The 24,208-nt window shown below is 64.3% G+C and carries 12 protein-coding genes and 1 pseudogene; all 13 read right to left on the reverse strand.

Annotated features, from left to right (window positions below; genetic code table 11):
• Positions 1 to 2: 2 nt before the first annotated feature.
• The 13 genes and pseudogenes from AC1Q6X_RS00770 to sppA all read right to left on the reverse strand — a co-directional run bounded on the left by AC1Q6X_RS00770 (position 3) and on the right by sppA (position 24,169).
• Positions 3 to 449 carry a phospholipase D-like domain-containing protein gene (locus AC1Q6X_RS00770; protein ID WP_492494519.1) on the reverse strand — a complete coding sequence of 149 codons (447 nt, stop codon included), beginning with the start codon at positions 447 to 449 and terminating at the stop codon, positions 3 to 5.
• Positions 382 to 2,058, reverse strand: a complete 1,677-nt coding sequence (locus AC1Q6X_RS00775; protein ID WP_492494521.1) for a phospholipase D-like domain-containing protein — start codon at positions 2,056 to 2,058, stop codon at positions 382 to 384. The genes AC1Q6X_RS00770 and AC1Q6X_RS00775 overlap by 68 nt, the downstream gene beginning before the upstream one ends.
• Positions 2,059 to 2,083: 25 nt before the next feature.
• The gene (locus AC1Q6X_RS00780) at positions 2,084 to 3,037 is read right to left on the reverse strand and encodes a DUF2345 domain-containing protein (RefSeq protein WP_492494877.1); all 954 of its coding nucleotides are present in this window, start codon (positions 3,035 to 3,037) and stop codon (positions 2,084 to 2,086) included.
• Positions 3,032 to 4,858 (reverse strand): annotated as a pseudogene (locus AC1Q6X_RS00785) (type VI secretion system Vgr family protein); the annotation flags it as partial. The pseudogene AC1Q6X_RS00785 and the gene AC1Q6X_RS00780, both read right to left, overlap by 6 nt.
• 145 nt (positions 4,859 to 5,003) lie before the next feature.
• On the reverse strand, positions 5,004 to 7,151 hold the full coding sequence (locus AC1Q6X_RS00790; protein ID WP_492494523.1) for a S46 family peptidase: 2,148 nt from the start codon (positions 7,149 to 7,151) through the stop codon (positions 5,004 to 5,006).
• Between the two features lie 87 nt (positions 7,152 to 7,238).
• Entirely contained in the window at positions 7,239 to 9,362 is a 2,124-nt protein-coding gene (locus AC1Q6X_RS00795; protein ID WP_492494525.1) for a PAS domain-containing sensor histidine kinase, read from the reverse strand.
• A complete protein-coding gene (locus tag AC1Q6X_RS00800; protein WP_492494527.1) occupies positions 9,359 to 11,953 on the reverse strand; it encodes a chemotaxis protein CheB in 2,595 nt (864 codons plus the stop codon). The genes AC1Q6X_RS00795 and AC1Q6X_RS00800 overlap by 4 nt, the downstream gene beginning before the upstream one ends.
• 138 nt (positions 11,954 to 12,091) lie before the next feature.
• Positions 12,092 to 13,513 carry an efflux transporter outer membrane subunit gene (locus AC1Q6X_RS00805; protein ID WP_492494529.1) on the reverse strand — a complete coding sequence of 474 codons (1,422 nt, stop codon included), beginning with the start codon at positions 13,511 to 13,513 and terminating at the stop codon, positions 12,092 to 12,094.
• Complete coding sequence (locus tag AC1Q6X_RS00810; RefSeq protein WP_492494531.1) at positions 13,510 to 16,761, reverse strand: efflux RND transporter permease subunit; 3,252 nt, start codon at positions 16,759 to 16,761, stop codon at positions 13,510 to 13,512. The genes AC1Q6X_RS00805 and AC1Q6X_RS00810 overlap by 4 nt, the downstream gene beginning before the upstream one ends.
• Positions 16,758 to 19,877: an efflux RND transporter permease subunit gene (locus tag AC1Q6X_RS00815; RefSeq protein ID WP_492494533.1), complete on the reverse strand. Its 3,120-nt coding sequence runs from the start codon at positions 19,875 to 19,877 to the stop codon at positions 16,758 to 16,760. The genes AC1Q6X_RS00810 and AC1Q6X_RS00815 overlap by 4 nt, the downstream gene beginning before the upstream one ends.
• Complete coding sequence (locus tag AC1Q6X_RS00820) at positions 19,874 to 21,235, reverse strand: efflux RND transporter periplasmic adaptor subunit (RefSeq protein ID WP_492494535.1); 1,362 nt, start codon at positions 21,233 to 21,235, stop codon at positions 19,874 to 19,876. Before AC1Q6X_RS00820 ends, AC1Q6X_RS00815 begins: the two co-directional genes overlap by 4 nt.
• A 436-nt stretch (positions 21,236 to 21,671) precedes the next feature.
• Positions 21,672 to 22,205 carry a GNAT family N-acetyltransferase gene (locus tag AC1Q6X_RS00825; protein WP_492494537.1) on the reverse strand — a complete coding sequence of 178 codons (534 nt, stop codon included), beginning with the start codon at positions 22,203 to 22,205 and terminating at the stop codon, positions 21,672 to 21,674.
• A gap of 89 nt (positions 22,206 to 22,294) precedes the next feature.
• Positions 22,295 to 24,169: a signal peptide peptidase SppA gene (sppA, locus tag AC1Q6X_RS00830; RefSeq protein WP_492403164.1), complete on the reverse strand. Its 1,875-nt coding sequence runs from the start codon at positions 24,167 to 24,169 to the stop codon at positions 22,295 to 22,297.
• Between the last annotated feature and the right edge of the window lie 39 nt (positions 24,170 to 24,208).

Genomic DNA, 24,208 nt, shown 5'->3' on the forward strand with positions numbered 1-24,208 from the left:
GATCAACCCAGACGTATGGTGGAGCTGCGTTTGTCTTCCAATGGCAGCAGGAAACCGGTCATTTTCTTTAAAAGTGCATTTTCAGATTTATCCCATTTTTTCTTGCGATTTGCGCCCATCAGCTCCACCCACTTCCGATAAGCATCCACAATCTCCGCCTTCGTCCCCTCCCCTCCATCAACCAGTCCCCCGCTATGCATGCGCCACACCCGCTTGCGCAAATCGCGGGCCACGCGGTGGTCGTCGGTGGCGATATTGATCTCGCTGTCGACGGCCATGCTGCGCTGGTTCAGGTTGGCGCTGCCCAAGGTCATGAACACGTCGTCGACCAGCATCAATTTGGAATGGATGTAGATTTCACGGTAGCGCCAGCGGTCCTTGTCAAACGCGCTGACATTGAGCATGGCCACCGATACCTTCAGCCCGAATTCGCTTTCGAGTGTCATCATGCCGGGTTTGTTGATGCCGTTGGCATGCTGCACCACGTCGGGCAACTTGACTTCCACCTCGTTGGTGATGCCGAATCCGCCTCTGACATGCCGGGTTTTCGGCTGCTTGTTGTAGTCGTCGATCATGGTGTTTTGCCCCGTCATGCCAGCCTGCTGCCCCAGTGTCGCCAGCGTGTCGTGGGTGCGCGGCACCATCTGCGCGCTCCGGCACGGGAATGACGATGAATACGTGCATGACCGGCATGTCTTCAAGACTCTTGCCCGCCTTGACACTGCCGGCCTTCCACGCGGCGACCACCTTCTTGCGCTCGGCCAGCAAGTGCCGGGCCCATTCTTCATACTGGAAATACTGGTTTTCCACGTACAGGTAGCCGGCCGCCAGGCTGGCCTGGGTCACGGCGCGAAAATAGGTTTCCTTGATCGTCTTGTCCTGCTCCTCGGGCTGCGTCAGGACGATCTGCACGGTGGAGTCATCCGGCCCGGCCTTGCGCAACAGCCGCGCCGGCGGGCTGCCACATGGCAACTCCCGGCTAACACAATCGGTGGAAGCCGAACGCGTGCGGTCGTCGATCGCGCGGTCCCACGCCTTCACGAAATTATTGTAGAGCGCGATCAGCGCCTTGCCGCCGTCGATGCGGCAGGCGTAATCCTGATAGGGCTTCAAGGTGGCGAACCCGCCGTCCTCGGCCACTCCCTGCACACACTCGCGCCGCTCGTTGACGCCGCCCTGTTCGCGGCGCGTATCGTCGAGCAGATGGGCCGTCGTGTCCCAATAATCGGTCACCGAGTTCAGGCCCATCACATAACCGACGGCCTTGGCCCCTTCTTCGTGGTCGAAATCGATCAGGACCGGTTTCTGGTGATGCGTACCCAGGTATTGCATGCCGGGCTTTTCGATTTCCCCCATCGTCAAGCCGTGCGGCTGGTTGATTTCGGTCGCGATACTCTTGCTGATCGCGGCGCTGTCGCCGTGCCGCAAACGAATCTCCAGGCGCCCCAACAAGCCATGGAACGCGGCCGCATACCAGCTGTGGCAATATTCTTCACGCGCCAGCATCGGGATATCCTCGGGCCGGACGATATCGCCCCTGAAAGCACTGCTTAAAACAAGTTTTTTCCTGACTGCCTCCTGCAACATCGCCAGGCTGGCTTTTGCGCTGATGTCATCAAAGCGCTGTCCACCGGTTTTCCATGGCGAGGTACCGTGCGAATGGCCCGGCATAGTGCGCGCTATCGGCGAACCGATCCGGTCATACCAGACCAGCAAGCGCACCCTGACGTGACGCCGCGTGGTGGCGTCGATCAGCAAGTCGCCAAACGTTTCGCCCCGCGGCCAGGTGGCGCTGTTGCCGCGCACCAGTTCCATGCCCGGGTCGAAACCCCAGCAGCACAGGTCGATCGAATGTTTAGCCTTGGCGATCTCGCCGGCGATGTCGGCGAACCCTTCCTGTCCGCAAATGAACAGTGTCAGCTTGTTGTTGTGCGTAATCGGATGAGTGGCCTTGCCCTTCAGGTTGCGGTTTTCCAGCAGCCACTGGAGCGAACTCGTCGCAGTCCGTCCGACTTCGTCGATATGGGTGGTTTCGATGCGGCCGCTCGATTCCGGCATGGCGCTCTCCAGTCAGTGTCGTGAATCATTGAACCCAGCGGCTGTCGCTGGTGTCGTCGAACGCGCGCAAGCCGCGGTTCGACAGCGTGTGTTCGCCGCCCGGCGCCGCGTCCGGGTCGAAGCGTGTGCTCGCCTGCAATGAAAACTCTTCGCCATTGCCAAGGACGACACGGTAGCGGGGCGTGCCGTCCTGATGCGCGATCAGGATGCGGCCGAATTCGTCGGTCAAGCCGCGTTCGACTTCGGCTTCCCCGTTGTACAGCGTGTACGGCACATTGGCGTACTGGCCGCCATCCGCATGGGCCTGTATCGTATGCTGCAATTGCCCCGCTACCGGCGCGACGGGCGGTTCCAGCTCCGGCTGCGGCCGGTTCTTTGGCGCCAAGGTTTCCAGGTTTCCATGGAACAGCGTCGGCGACGCAGTAAAAAACTGTACCTTGTCGCTAATTTCAAGCATGCAATTGGCGCCATGCAGACGCACGCCTTTGCGGCCGCGAATATGCACCCAGTCGGTCTGACTGATCAATTCCAGCACCTTGTGAGCAACGATATCGACCGCATCGGTTTGCGCCGCGATCTGCACCGGGCCGGCTGCGGCGATCAGTTTCATGCCCGCCTTGTGGACGAACAGGCGGAACGCCGCGCCGATGCTGGCGAACAGGCCGCCGCCGGCCGCCAGCGACAGGTCGCGCCCGGTCGTCAGCGCCGTGTGCTCGGCGCTGGCGATATGCGTCGATTGCGCGCTCGTCGTTTCGATACCGGCCGGACTGGCCAGCACCAGATGCGGCTTGGATAGTTCGGGAAATGCGCTTTCGCCACTGCCGGCACCGCCCTTGATCCCGGCATGCTGGTCATTGAGCACATCGGCGGCGGCGCCCTGCTGGGCGGCGCTTTCTTGCGCCCCGTAATGCTGCGCCAGGGCGGCAAGCGCCTTGTGCCGTTCAGCAGCCTCGGCCAGCCGACGCAAGGTTTCATCCATGCTCTTGATATGCGAGGCGGCGCCATGGCGCGCTTCGGTGGTCAGCAACATGCCGCGGCCGGCGCGCGCCACGCCCCAGGCGTCTGACGCCAGTTCCCAGCCCTCGCCACGCGCATCCTTGCGCCCGCTGGCGTCTTCGATGCGGCTGATGCAGCCGAGCGACAATTGGCTGTGCTGATGATCGCTTTTCAGTTGCGCCTGGATGCGCTGGTGCGTATCGTCGAGCACCAACTGATTACCGCGCACGCCGCAGCCGCCGCCAGGCATCAGCTCGGCGCTGCGCCAGCCGCCCAGCATGCCTTGCCCCGGCAAATTCCACGGCGGCGCATGGTTGCCGTTGTACACTGCGCCGACGATGACGGGACGGTCGATATTGCCGTCGAGAAATTGGATCAGCACTTCCTGGCCGATGCGCGGCAACGCGATCTGGCCGAACGCCTGGCCCGCCCATGGCGTCATGACCCGGATCCATGGCGAACTGCCCGCGTCGAACTTGCCCAGCCGATCCCAGTGGAATTGCACCTTCACCCGGCCCAGCCCGTCGGTATGGATGGTTTCGCCTGCCGGCCCGGTGACGATCGCCGTCTGCACGCCGGGCAACGCGCAAGGCCTGCTGTTGAAGTGCCGCCCCGGATACCAGCGGATGCTCTTGCGGATGCAGTTAAACCGGTTTTCATAATGCGACTTCGCGCCCGTGCCTGCCTGGTAATTGTTGCTGGCGATATGATCGACGGACAGGATCAGGTATTCGCGCGCGCCGATGTCCGGGCGCGCCTCCTAACCTCTGGCCGGCATGGCTTGCTGGGCGCTGAAGTGTCCGCCCAGCGTGAAACTGCGCCCGGCCTGGGCGCAGCGGTGATTGCCGCCAGCTTCGAAGTATTGCGCCTGGCAGTTCTGCTCCTCCAGGCGGCGTTGCGCCAGCGCTTCGCCGTCGCCCATGCCGGCATAGCCATAGCCGGTGTTTTGATACAGTTCATGGGCAAACACGTCGCCCTGCTGGTGCAGCGCATAGCCGCTGGCGCGGCTGGCATACGGATGCTTGTAGTTGAAGCTGGCCAGCGTGAGCGAGCCTGAAGCGATCTTGCGTATTGCCTGCCAATCGCGTATGCCGTCGCGCTCCAGCGAGCCCGCGCCGCTGCGATACACCATCTCGTCGGCTTCGCTGGCATGGCCGTCGCCTGGATCGATGCTGTCGCTCAGCCAGGTATTGTCGCCCAGACACAGCGTATGACCGTCGGCGCGATGTTCATACCAGTAATGGATACCCTGGTCTTCCCAGCGCCGGTGCAGATGGTTGTAATCGGTTTCATTATGCTGGTTGGCGCAGCTTAAAATTGCTTTTTCCTCATGCAGCCGGTTTTGCCAGTCGCGCTGCACATAATGATCGAAGGTCGTTTCGCTGATGTCGATGACCGTGCGCTCGTGGAACGAGACGTTGTCCATGCGCAGCCTGGACAACGCCAGCCAGGGTTGCAGCACCATCTGGTAGAATGCGAAACCGCCATCGCTGCGCAACAGACGAAATTCGCCGACATAACCATTAAAATAGCGCAAGCTGCCATCATCGCGCACCAGCGAAATCGTGACCATGCGTCCCATCATCGCCGTCAGGGGGACGTGGAGATTGTCGGACAGCAGTTCGACGTCGAAGCGGAAGTCGCGCGACATTTCCTCGTGTGCCCGCAAGCTGTTGACCAGCAGCGCGGTATCGGGCGGACCGTCCTCGCGCGGAAAATCCATGCGCAGCAAGCGGCTGTCCTGGACTCGCCTGTCCGCTCCGAAAAGCCGCGCCAGATCGGCTGCCAGCTCGCCATCATCCATGTTGCCTCCATCCCATAGTTTCCTTGGTCCATGCTAACCATGGTGGACGCTGGCATATTGATGGAACTCAAACCAGTTGCCCATACGCAAAAAAGCCGCATCGGCCCTGGGGCGGATGCGGCTTTGCGCTAGCGCAAACTAAAGATTACTTCTTGGCAGCTTTCGGATACTTGATGCTCATTTCCTGCAGCAAGTTATCCGCGTGGTCCACTTCCTTCATCACCCACAGCATGTAGCGGATGTCGAGGTGGATGGCGCGCGTGATGGCCGTGTCGAAGTACCAGTCCTTGGTGATCGATTCATACGTCGAATCGAAGTTCAGGCCGATCAGTTCGCCGCGCTTGTTCATCACGGCCGAGCCGGAATTGCCGCCCGTGGTGTCGGCGCTGGTGAGGAAGTTGACCGGCACGGTACCCAGCACCGGGTCGCGGAACTGGCCGTAGCGTTTTTGCTTGACGGCATCGATCAAGCCTTGCGGCGCTTCGAACGGGGCCTTGCCCGTGACTTTCTCGACGATGCCTTCCACGGTCGTGAACGGACCCTTGGTGATGCCGTCGCGCGGCGAGTACGGCGAGACCGTGCCATACGTGACGCGCAGGGTCGAGTTGGCGTCAGGATAGACCGGCTTGCCTTGCGATTTCTTCCACGCGATCACGGCTTGCATGTATTGCGGAATCACGCGCTCCAGGTTGCCGTCGATTTCCTTGCGGCGCTCTTCCAGCGCCAGTTCCACCGGATACAGCTTGACGGCCAGCTGCATGAAAGCGTCATCGGACTGGGCAACGGCAGCCTGGTCCTTGTCCAGCCAGGCCAGGCGCTTGGCCGTGTCAGCCAGTTGCGTCTGCTGGTACAGGGCGGCCACGGCGCCTGGTGCCGGCAGCAGCGCGTCCAGGCCTTGCGGATGGCTCTTCGCCGCCAGCTGGGCGTAACGTTTCAGGCCCGCTTCAAAGCGCGCCTGGTCGACCTTGTTGACGTACGACTGTTCCAAACGGGCCAGACGGGCCTTGATGAAGGCCAGGTCGCGCTGCTGGAAGCCCGATTCGCGCTCGGCGTCCGGCTTCTGGCGCTCTTGCGACAGACGGTAGACGGTGCGCGCGCTTTTCAGCAGGTCGCTGTTGGTGGCCACCGTCCAGGCGAACTCCTCTTCGCTCAGGGCCATGTCGCTGGCGATCGCCGCGTCCAGTTCGGCCAGCAGGGTGGCCGACACGTTCGGCTGCTTCGCGTACCAGGCGCGGAACTCGGCATCCTGCCCATCCTTGATGGCGGCGATGTCCTTGCGGGCGAAACCGTCGAGCAAGCCCTGGGTTTTCTTCAGCACGTTGTTGATGCTTTTCACCACGCTCGCATAGCGCACGGCGGCCGCCGCATCGCCCTGCGTGGCGGCGGCCATCACGGCCAGATCCGCTTGCAGTTCGGACACTTTCAGGGGGAAGGCCGTATCGCGCGCGAAGCGGATTTCCGCCGGCAGCTTGTAGCGGCTGGTGCGGCCGGGGTAGCCCGCCAGCAAGATGCCGTCGCCGGCCTTCAAGCCTTCGGCCGAGACCACCAGGAAGTCCTTCGACTTGTAGGGAACGTTGTCGGGCGACGGGTCGGCCGGACGGCCATCCTTGCCCACGTAGGCGCGCAGGAACGAGTAATCGCCCGTGTGGCGCGGCCATTCGTAGTTGTCGGTGTCGCCGCCGAAGTTGCCGATCTTGTCCGATGGCGCATACACGAGGCGCACGTCGCGTATCATCATCTGGCGGATGCGGTAGTACTCGAGCCCGCGATGGAAGGCAGGCACGGAGCAGCGGTACATCTTGTCCGTCTCACATTCGGCGATCAGGTCCTTGATGCGCTTTTCCACGGCTTCGTGGCGCGCGCGGCCGCTCATGTTGGCCGTCAAGCCTTTCAGCACGCGCTCGCTGACGTTCTCCACCTTGTCCGTCACATACACCAGGCTGTTCGGACCGCCCGGCAGCTCGCTGGCGCGCGTCTTGGCCAGGAAGCCGTCGGTGATGTAATTGTGTTCCGGCGTGGAATTGCGCTGCACGGCGCCATACGCGCAGTGATGGTTCGTCACCACCAGGCCCGCGTCGGAGACGAAAGCGGCCGAGCAGCCGCCCAGCGACACGATGGCGCTCATCGGATGCTTGCTCAGGTCGGCCAGTTTTTCTGCAGGAATGTCGATGCCGACCCGTTTGAGCTCGGCTTTCAGCTGTGGCAGCTGGTGTGGTTGCCACTGCCCTTCGTCGGCGTGTGCGCCGGCGAACGCGCCCAACAAGGCGACTGGTAAAACGATTGTTTTGAACAAGATATGCCCCTCCGTAAATAGCAGGCGAAAGTATAGCCTGTCCAAGGGACCTGAGTCGGCAAAAATTAACCCATTGCAATTTCTGTATCAGGCGGCAGGCTGCCTCACTCCCTGCAGGGGAATCTGCAGGGCCAGGCGGCAGCCGGCGCCCGATGCGGGCAAGCCCACCTCGAAGTGCCCGCCCAGCGCCGTCACCCGCTCGGCAATGCCGATCAGGCCAAAACACTGCTTCTTGCGCTGCTGCTGCGGCGTGATGCCGATGCCGTTGTCGCTGATGGTCACGTACACGGCGCAGGCATCCGAACTGAGCTCGATCTCGACCTGGCTGGCCTGGGCATGGCGCATGACGTTGCTGAGCGCTTCCTGCACGATGCGGAACAGCACGATCTCAGCCTGGCTGCCGATGGCGGCAAACAGCGCCTCGTCGCGTATCAGCAGGCGGCAGGCGACGCCGCTGCGCTTGCGGAAGTCGCCCACCTGCCATTCGATGGCGGCCTGCAAGCCCAGGTCCAGCGCCATCGGGCGCAGTTCGTTGATGATGCCGCGCACGCTCTTGATGGTCGTGTCGACGTTGCTGAGCACGGCGCCGACGCGGCCGTGCAAGCGCGGATGGGAACCCTCGGTGCGGGCGCTGAGCATGGAGATATCGATGCGCAGCGCCAGCAGGTTTTGCCCCAGTTCATCGTGGATATCGCGCGAAATGCGCTTGCGCTCGTCTTCCTTGGCCGTTTCCAGGTGCAGGGCAAGCTGGCGCAGCTGCGCGTGCGACTGGCGCAAGGCGCCATCCATCAGCTTGCGTTCCGTAATGTCCGTGTGCGCCACCACCACGCGCAACGGCCCTTCGCCGAGGAAACGGCTGATCCTGGCCTGCGACCAGCGGGGCCCCGAGCGCGTGGCAAACTCGTATTCGAGCGCAAACGTGTCGGCAGTGCCGGCAATGACGGAGCGGATGCCGGCGGCCAGCTCGCGTCCGGCGCTGCGCTGCCAGCGCGGGTCGGTCTCGCAAAATTCCAGGTAGTTCAGCGGCCGCGGGATTTGCCCGACGAAGGCCAGGCACGCCTGGTTCGCATGCACGATGCTGCCCGCCTGGTCCAGCACCAGCACGCGGTCCGTCAGAGAATCGATGGTGGCGTGAAAGAAGCGCTCGGCATCGCGCAAGGCTTCCTGCGCCCGCTCGCGCTGGTGCACTTCCAGCTGCAGGTGCTGGTTGGCCCGCAGCAGTTCGGCCGTGCGGTCGATGACCCGCTGGTCCAGCTCGCGGTGCAGTTCGCGCAGGTCCGCCTCGGCCAGCTTGCGTTCGGTGATATCGGAAAACACGCCGACAAAATGGCTGATGGCGCCATCGGCCGTGCGCATGGGCGTGATCGACAGCGATTCGACGAAGCGCTCGCCATTCTTGCGCCGGTTCACCAGTTCGCCATACCAGCTGCCTTCCTCGTGCAGGCTGCGCCACATGGTTTCATAGAAATGCGGCAAATGCGTGCCGCCGCCGAGGAAGGACGGATCGCGTCCGATGGCTTCCTCGGCCTGGTAGCCGGTGATGGTGGTGAAGGCGGGGTTGACGGAAATGATGCGGTTGGCGCTGTCCGTCACCAGCACGCCTTCGCGGATACTGTCGAGGATGACGAAGGCGCGCCGCAAGGCCGATTCGCGCGCATGCTCATCGCCCAGGTCCGTCACCAGCATGCGCGCCGTGGCGCTGTCCGCGTCGAAATTGGCTTCGATGCGCACCATGCCGCTCATGCCGCCCGCCTCGCCTTCGAACAGTTGCGCCTCGAGCACCTGGCGCGCGCCGCAGGTAAAGACGGTGTCGAGGAAGCGGCGGAAGCCGCCCTGCGCCGGGGGCGCGACGAATTGCTCGAAGCGCCGCCCCAGCAGCTGGTTCTTGTCGCGCTGCAGCAAGCCGCAGGCGGCCACGTTGACACGCATGACGAGCCCATCACGCGCCAGCGAAAAATAGCTGACGGGCGCCTGCTCATACAGCTGCGCATAACGGTCGCGGCTGCTTTCATATTCATTCTTCAGCTGCTCGAGCTCGGCCAGGGCCGCGTTCTGCATTTCCAGCTCGATCTGGCTGACCTGCAACTCATGCAGCTGGCGTATCACCTCTTCATTCGACTGCGGCACGGGCTGACGCTGCTGCGCCGCCAGTTGTTCGGCCTGCTCCCGCAATCGGGCCGGCACGCTCTCCTCGTCGAATGGTTCGCTCATGAGGCGCTCTCCCCTGCTTTCCCGTCTGCCGCGACGCCGGACTGGATCTGGCGCAGCTGGGCTTCCAGCAGCTTCGATTCCGTGATGTTGATGAAGGTCACGACCACGCCATCGATCACGTTTTCGATCGTGCGGTACGGCATGATGCGCACGTTGTACCAGCGCCCGTTCTTGGTCGGTACTTGCCGTTCGCAAAACACCAGGCTGCGGATCACTTCGAGCGCATCGTCTTCCAGGCCCGGATAATCGAGGTCGTTGACGATGTCGCTGAGCGGGCGGCGCAAGTCCGTCTGGATCAATTTGTAGATTTGCGTGGCCGGCGCCGTGAAGCGGCGGATGCGCAAATCGCTGTCGAGGAAGATGGTGGCGATATCGGTGCTGTTGAGCAAGTTTTTCATGTCGCTATTGACGAGCGACAAATCATCGACCTTCGATTGCAGCTCGGCATTGACCGTGTACAACTCCTCGTTGAGCGACTGCATCTCTTCCTTCGAGGTGGTCAATTCCTCGTTCGTCGACTGCAGCTCTTCATTGGTCGACTGCAATTCTTCGTTGGCCGATTTCAATTCCTCGCGCGAGGTCTGCATCTCGTCGCGCACGGCCTGGATCTCATTGCGCGCCTGCGCCAGCTGCTGTTCCAGCTCCAGCACCTTGGGGTTAGGCGAACGGCCGCGCCGCGCCTCGGCCACCAGAGGCGCACTGGAAAACGTGACAAACACCATGCCGCGCAGGGATTCGGGCTGGCTCAGGGCTTCGGCGCTCAGATCCACGCCCAGCGATTGCCCCAGGTGGTCCTTGACGACCAGGCCCTTGAGGCGTACCACGCTTTCGCTTTGCAGCGCCTGCTTGATCAGGCTGGCCAGCTCGTAACGCAAGCCTTCGCGCGCCATGGCATGGATATTCCAGTTGGCCTTGCCGGCCGCCGGTTCCAGGAAGGCGCCCGTGCGGCCGTTGATGTAAAGAATGTCGCCATCCTGGTTCAGCAGCGCGGCGGCCGGCGAATATTTCTGGAGCAATAATTGCTCGACATGGGCTTGAATCTTTCCAGTCATGCTGACTTCTCTCGTGTCGCTAGGTGTGGGGGGGGATGCCAACGATACCTTGGTGGGAAAATACGTGGGCAGGCGCTGGCGCGCCAGATTGTCGAGGCGGCGGTACAGCCGGGTCGACGTGGTCAGCGGCGAAAACAGCTCGGAAAAATGACCGGGCGTATCGGCGCTGCCCAGCAGTAAAATCCCATCGCGGTTCAAGGCGTAATGAAACAGGGGAATCAAACGCTGCTGCAGCTTGGCATTCAGATAGATCAACAGGTTGCGGCAGCACAGGATGTCGAGCTTGGTGAACGGCGGGTCCGAAATGATGTTTTGCTGGGCGAAGATGATCGTGTTGCGGATCTCTTTCTTCACGTGATAGCCGTGCTTGTCATTGACAAAGAAACGCTCCAGCCGTTCGGCCGATACGTCGCTGATAATGCTGTGCGGAAAGCGCCCTTGGCGCGCGCGGTCGATGGCGTCGGCCGACAGGTCGGTGGCGAAGATCTGCAGGCTGTATTTCGACGGCGGGTTGATGCCGGCCACCACTTCATGGAACACCATGGCCAGCGAATACGCTTCCTCGCCCGTGGAACAGGCGGGCACCCAGGCCTTGAAGGCGCGCCCGTCCGGGTGGGCCGCCAGCATTTGCGGCAAGACCACCATCTTCAGGTATTCCCACACCTTCTGGTCGCGGAAAAAGCTCGTCACGCCGATCAGCAATTCCTTGAACAGCAAGTCGATTTCCGCAGGATTCTCGCGCAGGTAGGGAACGTACTCTTCCATGGACGTCATTTGATACAAGCTCATGCGCCGCTCGATACGCCGCAGCACCGTGTTGATCTTGTAGTCGGTAAAACTGTTGCCCGTGTGCTCGGACAACAAGGCGACGATTTCCTGCAGCGAATTGCGCCCGTTCGGCTCATGCCCCGGCAAGCTGAGGAAACTGCTGCGGAACAGATAGGTGATGATCTTGTCCGGCATCTTGTCGGGGAAATCGACGAGGTCCACCACTTCGGCGGAAATCGCGCTTTGCGGCATCATGTCGAACTTGGCCGTATCGGGATGCTGGGCCAGGGTCAGTCCGCCCGCCTGCTTGATCGCCTGCAAGCCGCGCGTGCCGTCGCTGCCCATGCCGGAAAAAATCACGCCGACGGCCAGTTCGCCCAGCTCGGCGGCCAGGCTTTCGAAAAAGGTATTGATGGGCAAGCGGTGGCCGCGCAACTGCACCGGCTCGCTGAGCACGAAACGCCCCTTGGCCAGGCCCAGGTCGGCATTCGACGGAATCACATAGATATGATTGGGCCGCAACTCCGCCTGGTGCGTGATTTCCGTGACGGGAATGCTGGTGGCGCGCTGCAACAATTCCGGCAGCATGGCCTTTTGCGTGGGATCGAGGTGCTGGATCACCACATAGGCAATGCCGCTTTCCTGCGGCACGTTCGCCAGGAAAGCGACGATGGGATCGAGCCCGCCGGCGGAAGCGCCGATGGCCACCACGGGAAAAACGATGGTGGCCACGTCGGGAACGGACATATTACTGTGTTTGCTGCGTGTCATCGTCTGCAAGAAAGCAGCCACGGCGGGGCCGTCAGGCTGGGAATTGATAATCTTGCATTCTAGCACTCAAGATGCGCAGGAAAACGCGAATTTGGCGCAGGGATTTTCTCCTGCGCCGGCCTGCCCCTGATCGCCCCCTTACTGCGCCTGCGGCGCATGCCAGCCGCCGCCCAGCGACTGGATCAGGGCCACGGCCGTCGTCTGGCGATCCGCCTGGGCCTGCACCAGCGAACGGCGCGCCGACAGGGCCGTCACCTGCGCCGTCACCACGTCCGTGTAGCCGACCTGGCCCGCGTTGTAGCGGTTCAACATCTGCTGTTCGACCTGGTCGGCGGCCGACGACGCCTGCTGGCGCAAGGCCAATTGCTCGGCCAGCGCGCGCGTGGCCGACAACTGGTCTTCCACGGCGCCAAAGGCACTCAATACCGTCTGGCGGTAGCGCGCGACGGCCGCCTCATGGCCCGCCTTGGCAGCATCGACGCTGGCCGTGGTGGCGCCCGCGTTGAACAGCGTTTGCGCGGCCGACACGCCCAGCGACCACAAGCTGCTTGAAGCGTTGAACAGGTCGCCCACCTTGCTGGCGCCGGAACCGTAGGAACCCGTCAGGTTCAGGCTCGGATAGTAGGCCGAGCGGGCGATACCGATCTGCTCGTTGGCCACGGCCACCCTGCGCTCGGCGGCGGCGATGTCGGGACGGCGCTGCAGCAGGGTCGATGGCACGCCCAGCGGTACCTCGGGCACGGTCAGGGTCCACGGCGCCGCAGCCAGGCTGAAGTCGGACGGCGCGCGGCCCAAGAGGATGGCGATCGCGTGTTCGAGCTGGGCGCGGGCGCGCGTCTGGCTCGACAGGTCGATCTGCGCATTGGCCAGCTGCGTCTGCGCCTGCAGCAGGTCGGACTTGGCGGCGATGCCCGATTTAAAACGGTTGCCGGTGATCTCGAGCACGCGCTTGTAGCCATCGATGGTGGCGTTCAGCAGCGCGATCTGCGCATCGCTCTGGCGCAGCGAAAAGTAATTGGTGGCCAGCTCGCCCTGCGCCGACAGGCGCGCGGCGGCCAGGTCCGCCGCACTGGCGGCCGCGCTGGCATCGGCGCCCGTCACGCCGGCGCGCAGCTTGCCCCACACGTCCGGCTCCCACGAGGCGCCGATGGCGGCCTTGAAGTTGTTGTTCGTCTGCTGCTCGCCCCCGCCGCCCGAACGGGCGCCGCTGCCCGTCAGGTTCACGGTGGGGAACAGCGAGGCGCGCTGTTCGCGCACCAGCGCGCGCGCCTGCTCGTACGAAGCGATGGCGGCCGCCACGTTCTGGTTCGATATGTCGATGCCTTCGGCCAGCTGGTTCAGCTGCGCGTCGCCGAACAGGGTCCACCAGGGACCGCGCTCCAGGGTGTCGGCCGGTGCGGCCGGTTGCCAGCCGGCCGCCTCCTTGAACGCTTGCGGCGCGGCGGCCGTCGGCGTTTCATACGCGGGGCTGACGGCGCAGCCGGCAAGGAGAACTGCTGCGGCCACGGCCAGCAGGCGGCGTGCGGGAACGGCGGAGGAAATAGGTTTTACTTGCTTCATGATTGTGTGCTCGGGTTATCTGGCCCAGGAATGCGGCTCAATTGCTGCTCGTCGGCGCTGCGCGTGCGCAGCTTGTCGAGCAGGATATAGACCACCGGGGTGGTCAGCAATGTGAGTAACTGGCTGGCGATCAGGCCGCCGATGATGGCGACCCCCAAGGGCTGGCGTAGCTCCGACCCCTCGCCGAAACCGATCGCCAGCGGCAAGGCGCCAAGCGCCGCCGCCAGGGTGGTCATCAGAATGGGGCGGAAACGCAGCAAACATGCCTCGCGCACCGCCTCCACGGCTGTCAAGCCGCGCGAACGCTCGGCCTCCAGCGCGAAGTCGATGATCAATATAGCATTTTTCTTGACGATACCGATCAACAGGAACACGCCGATCAGGGCGATGATGGAAAACTCCATGCGGAACAGCAGCAAGGCCAGCACGGCGCCCACCCCCGCCGACGGCAAGGTCGACAGCACGGTGACGGGATGGATCAGGCTTTCGTACAGGATGCCCAGCACGATGTAGATGACCACGATGGCCGCCAGGATCAAGAGCGGCTGCTCCTTGTTGCTGTCCTGCGCGCTCTTGGCCGAGCCCTGGAAACTGCCGCGCACGTTGACGGGCATGCCGATTTCCGACTCCGCCTGGGCCACGGCGGCCTGCCCGTCGCTGAGCGGATAGCCGTCGGCCAGGTTGAACGACACGGTGGTGGCCAGCTCGCCGCCCTGGTGGTTGATCGAGGTCGCGGTCGAGCTTTCCGCAAAGCTGCTGAACGAGGACAGCGGCACCATGTGCGCCAGGGTCGTGGACAGGGCCGAGCCGCTGGACGGGTCGCGCGCCGCCGTCGTGTTGGACGTCGCCGCGCCCGTCGCCGCAGCGGTGGTGCTGGCCGTCGCCGTCGTGCTGGTGGCCGCGACGGCCGCCGCATTCGACGCCGGCACATACACGGAGCGCAGCGCTTCCGGGCTTTGCGCATAGCGGGGCGCCACTTCCATGATCACGTGGTACTGGTTCAGCTCATCGTAGATGGTCGCCACCTGGCGCTGGCCGAAACTGTTGTACAGCGCATTGTCGATATCCTTGACTTGCACGCCCAGTTGCGTGGCGCGGTCCTTGTCGATGGAAACAAAAGTTTCCACGCCGTTTTCCGCCTGGTCCGTGTCCACGTCGATCAGGGGCGGCTGCAGCTTCATCTGGTCGGCCAGCTTCGCCGCCCACTTCTTCAGGTCCGCCTGGTTGTCGCTGATCAGGGTGTACTGGTAGGTGGAATTACTCGAGCGCCCGCCCATGCGCAAATCCTGCACGGGGTTGAGGAACAGCGAAATGCCCGTCACCTTGGCCAGTTGCGGACGCAGGCGCGCGATCACGGCTTGCCCCTTGTCCGTGCGCTGCGAGGCCGGCTTCAAGTCGATGAACATGAAGCCGCCCCCTGCCCGTCCGCCGCCCGTAAACCCCACGACGGTGGCGACGGCCGGGTCGTCCTTGATGATGTTGACCAGCTGGCGCAATTTACTCTGCATGGCCTGGAACGAGATGCTCTGGTCGGCGCGCATGCCGCCGTTGATCTGGCCCGTGTCCTGCTGCGGAAAGAAGCCCTTGGGCGCGGCCGCGAACAGGTACACGTTCAAGCCGACGACGAAGACGAGGATGGTCATCACCAGCGCGGCGCTCGACAGCGCCCAGTCCAGGCAGTGCTCGTAGACTTTCAGCATGCGCTCGAAACCGCGCTCGAACCAGCGCGCCACCGCACCCGGCTTTTTATGCTGCTGGCCGCTTTTCAGCAGCCAGGCGCACATCATCGGCGTGGTCGTGAGCGAGATCACCAGCGAAATCATCACGGCGGCCGACAGGGTCACGGCAAACTCGCGGAACAAGCGCCCCACCTGCCCGCCCATGAACAGCAGCGGGATGAAGACGGCCACCAGCGACAGGCTGATCGACAGCACCGTAAAACCCACTTCGCGCGCGCCCAGCAGGGCCGCCTTGAAGCGGTCCATGCCCGCCTCGATGTGGCGCTGCGTATTTTCCAGCACCACGATGGCGTCGTCGACGACGAAGCCCGTGGCCACCGTGAGCGCCATCAGGGACAGGTTGTTCAGGCTAAAGCCCAGCATGTACATCACGCCGAAGGTGCCCAGCAGGGAAACGATGGTGGCCACGGCCGGGATGATGGTGGCGCGCACGCTGCGCAAAAAGGCGCTGACCACCAGCACGACGAGCACGATGGACAGGATCAGGGTGAATTCGATTTCGTGCAGCGACGAGCGGATGGAATTGGTGCTGTCGGACGCCACCTGCAGCTTGATGTCGCCCGGCAGTTGCGCCTGCAGTTGCGGCAGCAGCGCGCGCACGCCGTCCACCGTGGCGATGACGTTGGCACCGGGCTGGCGCGTGATCAGCACGATGACGGCCGGGTCGCCATTGAACAGGCCCAGGGTATTCGTGTTTTCCACGCCGTCGACCACGTCGGCCACGTCGTCGAGGCGGATGGCGGCGCCGTCGCGCCAGGCCACCACCAGGCTGCGGTAGTCGTTTGCTGAGCGCCCGCCCGTGGCCGTCGCCGCGCCCGAATAGATCTGCAGGCTGCGCTCGTCGCCGGAGATGGCTCCCTTGGGGCGGTTGGCGTTGCTGGCCTGGATGGCCGCGCGCACGTCTTCCATCGACACGGCATAGTGATTGAGCTGATACGGCAGCAATTCCACGCGCACGGCGGGCAGCGAACCGCCGCCCAGTTCCACGTCGCCCACGCCTTTGACCTGCGCCACCTTTTGCTGCACCAGGTTCGACACGGCATCGTAGATCTGGCCCGGCGTGCGCGTTTTCGACGTCAGCGCCAGGATGATCACGGGCGCGTCGGACGGATTGGCCTTGCGGTAGGTGGGATTGCTGCGCAAGGTGGCCGGCAAGTCCACGCGCGCGGCGGCAATCGCGGCCTGCACTTCGCGCGCGGCCGAATCGATCTTGCGGTTCAGGTCGAACTGCAAATTGATGCGCGCCGAGCCCGTGCCCGACGACGACGTCATCTCGTTCACGCCCGAGATCACGCCCAGGCGCCGTTCCAGCGGCGTGGCCACGGAAGTGGCCATGGTCGCGGGGCTGGCGCCGGGCAGGCTGGCGCTGACGGAAATGGTCGGATAATCGACCTGCGGCAGCGGCGAGACGGGCAGCACGAAGAACGCGCCGATGCCCGCCAGCGCGATGCCGATGGTCAGCAGCACGGTGGCGATGGGACGCTTGACGAACGGTTCGGACAGGTTCACGCGGCGCTCCCCGCGTTATCTGCCGGCTTGTCCAGCTTCACCCCGGGCGTCTTGCGCGCGAAGCGCTGGCCCAGGCGGTCGAAGCCCAGGTAGATGACGGGCGTGGTGAACAAGGTCAGCACCTGGCTGACGATCAGGCCGCCGAAGATGGCCAGGCCCAACGGACGGCGCAACTCGGCGCCCTCGCCCCAGCCCAGCATCAGCGGCACGGCCGCGAACAGGGCCGCCAGGGTCGTCATCAAAATCGGGCGGAAACGCAGCAGCGCTGCCTGGTGGATGGCTTCCTGCGGACTTTTTCCCTCGTCGCGCTCGGCCTCGATGGCGAAGTCGATCATCATGATGGCGTTCTTTTTCACGATGCCGATCAGCAGGATGATGCCGATGATGCCGATCACGCCCAGGTCCTGGCCCGAGATCATCAGGGCCAGCAAGGCGCCCACGCCGGCCGACGGCAGGGTCGACAAAATCGTCAGCGGATGGATGTAGCTTTCGTACAGCACGCCGAGCACGATGTAGACGCAGACGACGGCGGCCAGAATGAGCCACAGCTGGTTCGACAGCGAGTTTTCATACGCGCCGGCCGCGCCGAGGAAGGTCAGTGTCACCGACGGCGGCAAGGCGATGTCTTTCGCCGCCTGGCGGATGGCGTCGACGGCGCTGCCCAGCGCCACGCCCTGCGTCGTATCGAAGCCCAGGGTCGTGGCCGGATACTGCGCCACGTGCGTGATCTGCAGCGGCGCCTGTTTTTCGCTGACGCTGGCAAACGCGGACAGCGGCGTCGACTTGCCGGAACCTGTGCGCACCTGCAGGTCCGACAGGTCGGCCGGCGTCGTGACGATGCCCGGCTGCGCTTCGAGAATCACGCGGTACTGGTTGGTTTCCGTGAAAATCGTCGAAATGATGCGCTGGCCGAAGGCGTTATACAAGGCGTCGTCGACGGTGGCCGTGGTCACCGACATGCGCGCGGCGCTGTCGCGGTCGATGGCGACCGTCACGGCGGCGCCCGTGGCGCCCGCATCCGTGACGACGTTGCGCAGCTGCGATTGCTCGCGCATGCGGGCGGCCAGCTTGCCGGCCCATTCGGTGACGGTGGCCGTATCGGCCCCTTCGAGCGAGACGCGGTATTGCGTCGGCCCCGATTCCGCATCGATGGTCAGATCCTGCGTCGGCTGCAGATACAGGGTCACGCCGGCCACCTTGGCCACGCGGTTGCGCAGGCGTTCCATGATCTCGTCCTGGCTGCCGCTGCGCGGACGCTTCAGGTTGATCAGCATGCTGCCCGTGTGCAGCATGGTGTTGTTGGCCGCATCGACGCCGACGAGGGAACTCAAGGTATCGACAGCGGGGTCTTCCAGCAGCGCGCTGGCGGCCGCCTGCTGCAAGGCGGCCATGCGCGCGTACGAGACGGCTTGCGAGGTTTCGATGCGCGCCTGCAGCTGGCCCGTGTCCTGCGTGGGGAACAGGCCTTTCGGGATGGTGATATACAGGACGACGGTCAGCAGCAAGGTGGCCAGGGCCACGAGCAGGGTCAGTCCCTGGCGCTTCAGTACCCACACGAGCGCAAGGTCGTACTGATGGATGACCTTGTCGAGGAAAGCCTGGATGCGCTGGCCCGTGGCGCTGATTTTTTCATCGGCGTGGCTTTTCAGCCAGCGCGCCGACATCATCGGCACCAGGGTCAGCGACACCACGGCGGAAATCAAGATAGTGATGGCCAGGGTCATGGCAAATTCGCGGAACAATCGGCCCACCACGTCGCCCATGAACAGCAGGGGAATCAGCACGGCGATCAGCGAGACCGTCAGCGAGATGATGGTAAAGCCGATCTGCGACGCGCCCTTCAGCGCGGCGGCCATCGGCGTTTCGCCCTCCTCGATGTAGCGGGCGATGTTTTCGATCATGACGATGGCGTCGTCGACGACAAAGCCCGTGGCGATGGTCAAGGCCATCAGCGACAGGTTGTTCAGGCTGTAGCCGAGCAGATACATGACGCCGCAGGCGCCGATCAGCGAAATCGGCACGGACAGGCTGGCGATCACCGTGGCGCGCATGCTGTGCAGGAAGGCGAAGATCACCAGCACCACCAGCAGCACGGACAACAGCAGTTCCATTTCCACGTGTTCGACGGAAGCGCGGATGCCCGTCGTGCGGTCGCTCAGCACGTCGAGCTTCATGGCCGCCGGCAGGCTGGCCTGCAGGTCGGGCAACAGCGCCTTGATGGCGTCCACCGTCTTGATGACGTTGGCGCCGGGCTGGCGCTGCACGTTCAGGATGATGGCCGGCTGCTTGCCCGACCAGGCACCGAGGCGCGTGTTTTCCGCGCTGTCGACGACGTTCGCCACGTCAGCCAGGCGCACGGGCGCGCCGTTTTTATACGTGATGATCAGGCGCTTGTAGTCTTCCGCCGTCACCAGCTGGTCGTTGGCGTTGATGGTAAACGAGCGCGTGGGACCGTCGAAACTGCCCTTGGCACTGTTGACGTTGGCCGCCGCGATGGCCGTGCGCAGGCTGTCGAGGCCCAGGCCGTAGGAAGCCAGCAACTTGGTGTCGCCCTGGATGCGCACGGCGGGACGCTGGCCGCCCGACAGCGAAACGAGGCCCACGCCGTTGACCTGGCTGATCTTCAGCGCCAGGCGCGTGTTGACGATGTTTTGCACCTGCGTCAGCGGCATCGTGTCCGAGGTGATCGCCAGCGTCAGCACGGGCGCGTCGGCCGGGTTGATCTTCGCGTACACGGGCGGCGCCGGCAAATCGGTGGGCAGCAAGGAGCCGCCCGCGTTGATGGCGGCCTGCACTTCCTGCTCGGCCACGTCCAGGGTCTGGCCCAAGGTGAATTGCAGGGTGATGAGGGAAACGCCGGCCGCGCTGGTGGAACTCATGCGCTGTAGACCCGACATCTGCCCGAACTGGCGCTCCAGCGGCGCCGTCACCGTCTGCCCCATGACTTCGGGACTCGCGCCCGGGTACAGGGTCTGCACCTGGATGGTGGGGAAGTCCACCTGCGGCAAGGCGGCCAGCGGCAGGAACTTGAAGCCGACCAGCCCCGCCAGCACGATGGCCAGCATCAGCAGCGCCGTGGCGACGGGGCGCTTGATGAACGGCGTCGATGGACTCATTGCGCTGCGCCCTTCGCCGGAGCGGTCGCCGGCGCACTGGCGGGAGCGGAGGCGGACGCCGAAGCGCTGGCCGCGCCGTCAGCATGCTGGCGGCGGTGGCGGCGTTCGCCGTTCGCGCCGGCAGCACCTGCGCCGCCCATGGCCGGCTTGTCGCCCGCCAGCGTGACTTTTGCGCCTTCCTTCAGGCGGTCGGCGCCTTCCGTGATGACTTGCTCGCCCGCTTCCAGGCCGGCGCGGATTTCCACCATGTCGGTAGTGGCCTGGCCCCGCGTGACCATGCGCACGGTGACGGTCTTGTCGGCCTTGAGCACATACACGAAGTCGCCGTTGTTACTGTGACGCAGGGCCGTCACGGGTACCAGCACGGCGCCCGTGATGTTGCCCAGTTCCAGCCGCACGTTGACGAACTGGCTGGGGAACAAGGCCATCTTGTCGTTCGTGTAACGGGCCTTGGCGCGCACGGTGCCTGTCTGCACGTCGACCTGGTTGTCGAGCGCCGTCAGGCTGCCCTTGTCCAGCGTATGCGTGCGCGTGCGGTCCAGCGCCAGCGCCGCCAGGGCCGAGCCGCCATTCAGGCGCTCCTGGATGGTCTGCACCTTATCCTGCGGCACGGAAAATTCCACGTCGATGGGCGAGAGCTGCGTCACCACCACCACGCCGCCCGTGTCGCTGGTGCTCACCAGGTTGCCGATATCGACCACCTTCAGGCCCGCACGGCCGCTGATCGGCGATACCACCTTGGTGTAGCCGAGGTTCAGCCTGGCCGTGCCTTCGGACGCGCGGTCCGTCATGACAGTGCCTTCCAGCTGCTTGACCAATGCGGCCTGCGTGTCGACGTCCTGGCGCGCGATGGAATCCTGGCCCAGCAGGGTTTGATAGCGTTTCAGGGTCAGGCGCGCGTTTTCCAGCTGCGCTTCATCGCGCTGGCGCTGGCCCGTGGCCTGCATCAGCGCCATCTCGAACTGGGCCGGATCGATCTGCGCCACCACCTGGCCCGCCTTGACCATGCCGCCTTCCTTGAATTTCAATTCCTTCAAAATGCCCGACACTTGCGGGCGCACCGTCACGGTGGATGCGGCCGTCACCGTGCCCAGCGCATCGAGCACCACGGGCAGGTCGGACTTGACGGCCGTGGCCACGCCGACGGTGGTCGAGGGAGCGCCGCGGCGTCCGCCAGGCCCGCCGGGTCCGCCCGGGCCACCGGGACCGCCGGCACCGCCCTGGGCGCTGGCGCCGGAATGGGTCAGATACCAGGCACCGCCCCCCAGCGCCGCCATCACGGCCAGCGCGATGACCGTGCCGACGATTTTCGAACGGCGGCTGCGCCGCAGGGTATGGGGTGTTGTCTGCGAATCCATCGCTTATCCTTGTAGTGGCCGCTGGCACGGCGATTCTGTGGCGCCGGCCGAGTTGGAACACACTCAGGCCGGACGACCGTTTTTCGGGGTTGTTTCGGTACTCAGCCGGGGAGTCAAGAGCTGAAAATCAGCTGAAAAAACATCGCTCTCCAGCGTGAAACGACTCTAGCATAGTCATGTAACTGTTTCATTTCTACTTGAAACAATTACACACAGCCTGGCAGGCATGGGAGGACCAGGCGGGCCGGCAGGCGGGCCGACCCTGTGGGGTAACGGTGGAAAAATCAGGCTTGCGGGGCGTCATCGCCCGGCGTGCGCCAGACGCGGGCGACTCGCATGCAGATACAAACTCGCTACAAATCTCCCGCCAGCCGCCTTGACCCGGCGCCGCGCGGGGATCAAGTGGTCACAGACGGCGGCGATTCTTTACCTGAATTTACAAGGTCATGCCGAGGATGACATCCTGGTAGTCGGTGCGGCCGACGCGGAAGGTGCGCCGTCCCACCTGCGCAAAGCCGCAGCGCGCATAGAACGCCAGCGCGTCGTGGTTTTCCGCGTACACGCCCAGCAGCACGCGCCCTGCCCCGCCGGCGCGCGCTTGGCTCAGCGCCGCCTGCATCAGGCGCTGGCCCACGCGCCGGCCCTGGAAGCGGTGCAGCAGGTAGATGCGCTTGATTTCCAGGTCGTCCGGACGCGGCTCCGCCACCGGCAGGCTGGCGGGACTGAGCACCAGATAACCGACGGGTGCGCCGCCGGGCATGGCCTCGGCCAGCCATAAACGCATGGCCGGCAGCGCCAGCCAGTCGCGGTACAGCTGCGCGTCATGCTGGCGCTGGCAATGGGCGATGACGTCGGCGCCATCGAGGATGCCGGCGAACGCTTCCAGGAAGGTGGCCTGTCCCACCAGCGCCAGCGCCTGTTCATCGCCCTTGATGCAAGGGCGGATGGCGATACCCGTGGGTCCACTCATGTCGCTTGCCATAGTCTGCTCCTCAAGGAAAACAAGCCGGGCGAAGCCGGCTTGGAGATGTCATCTATATTGCCGTGTAAGGCCTGACTTTACTTGCCGCCCAGGGGCACCTCGCACAGGCAGTGCGTAAGCGCCATGAACGGTTTGCGCTCGCGCGTGATGCCCGACAGCCAGGAGAGGTCCTGCGCCATGCCCAGCGCCGCGTCGGCCGGCAAGCCCGTGCCGGTCAGGCCCAGTTTCACGTGCTCGCCCAGCCCCAGCGAGGCCATGGCCTTGGAACCGAACATGCCGATCAGGCGATCGACGTTCGACGTTTCCTGTTCCAGGTAGGTCACGCGGTAGTCGGCGCCCAGATTGGCCCGCTTGGCGGCCGAGGCCAGCGCATCGCCATAGCTGCCGATGCGGTCGACCAGGTTGCGCTCTTTCGCCTGCAAGCCCGTCCAGACGCGGCCCTGCGCCACTGCATCGATCTTTTCCGGCGTCGTCTTGCGCGCCTTGGCCGCCAGGTTCAGGAAGTCGCCATACACGTGGTTGATCGAACCCTGGATCACTTCGGCGAAGCGGGGATCGAGCGGGCGCAAGGGGTTGCCCGCGTCGGCCAGCCACGTGGTCGGCGAGCCGGCCGTGTGGATGCCCAGCTTTTCCACCACCTTATCGGCCGTCGGCAGAATCGCGAACACGCCGATGGAGCCGGTGATGGTGGCCGCGTCGGCGATCACTTCATCGGACGAGGTGCTGATCCAGTAGCCGCCCGAAGCGGCCACGTTGCCCATCGAGACGACCACCGGCTTGCCGGCGGCGCGCGTCAGTTCCAGTTCGCGGCGGATCAGTTCCGAGCCGAAGGCGCTGCCGCCCGGCGAATCGACGCGCAGCACGACGGCCTTGATCGACTTGTCTTCGCGCGCCTGGCGGATCAAGCGCGAGGTGGACAGGCCGCCGATGGCGCCCGGCGGCGCGATGCCGTCGCCGATTTCGCCCGAGGCGATGACCACGCCGACGGCATCGCCGATGTGCACGGGGCGCAGACGCGCCAGGTAATCGGTGTAGTTCACCTGGCGGAAGTTCGTGCCTTCCGTGTTCTTGGCGCCGCGCGCCATCATGAACTGGCGCAGCTCATCGCGCGTTTTCAGGCCGTCGACCAGTTTTCCATTGAGCGACAGCTTGGCAATGTCGCCACCGGCAGCCGTCATCAAGGCTGGCAGGTTGTCGATCGTTTGCATGATCGCGCCGGCCGGCAGCTTGCGCGCCTTTTCCACGTCCGTCGTGTAGGTGGTCCACAGGCCGTTGTTCAGGTAGCGGTCCGCTTCAGCCGCCGCTTCGGACGGGCCGTTGGCGATGAAAGGCTCGGCCGCGCTTTTATACGTACCGACCTTCAGCAGGTTGACCGTCACGCCCACCTTGTCGAGCGCGTCGCGGTAGTAATTGCGGTAGCGGCCAAAGCCTTCCAGCATGACGCCGCCCATCGGGTGCAGAAATACCTCGTCGGCCTTCGCCGCCACCAGGTACTGGCGCTGGTTGTAGCTCGAACCCCAGGCCGTCACTTTCTTGCCCGTGGCGCGGAAACGCTCGACGCCGGCCGCCACTTCGCGCAGCGACGCCAGGCCGCCGCCCTGCAATTCGTCGAGCAGGATCACCATGGAACCGATGTTCTTGTCCTTGCCGGCCGTGTCGAGCACGGCCAGCACGTCGCGCAGCTGCACGCTTTTCTTGACTTCGCCGCTGACATTGGCCAGCACGGCTTCGCGCACGCCGCCCGGGGTTTCCTCGACCAGCGGGCCTTGCAAGTCGAGTACCAGGGTGGTCTTGTCCGCCAGGGGCTTGGCGCCGCCGCCAAAGATGGCAATCAGGATGGCGATGACGATCAGCAGGAAAATCAGGTTGATGACCGCGCGGCGGGTGGCGTCCAGCGCGCGCCAGAATGCGCCAAAGCCGCGGCGTAGCGGCGGGAAGGGGTTGAGTGACATCGATGCTCCGTGAGGTTATGTACCTAAAGGAAATCAATA

Source organism: Janthinobacterium sp. GW823-FHT06H09 (assembly GCF_058794735.1).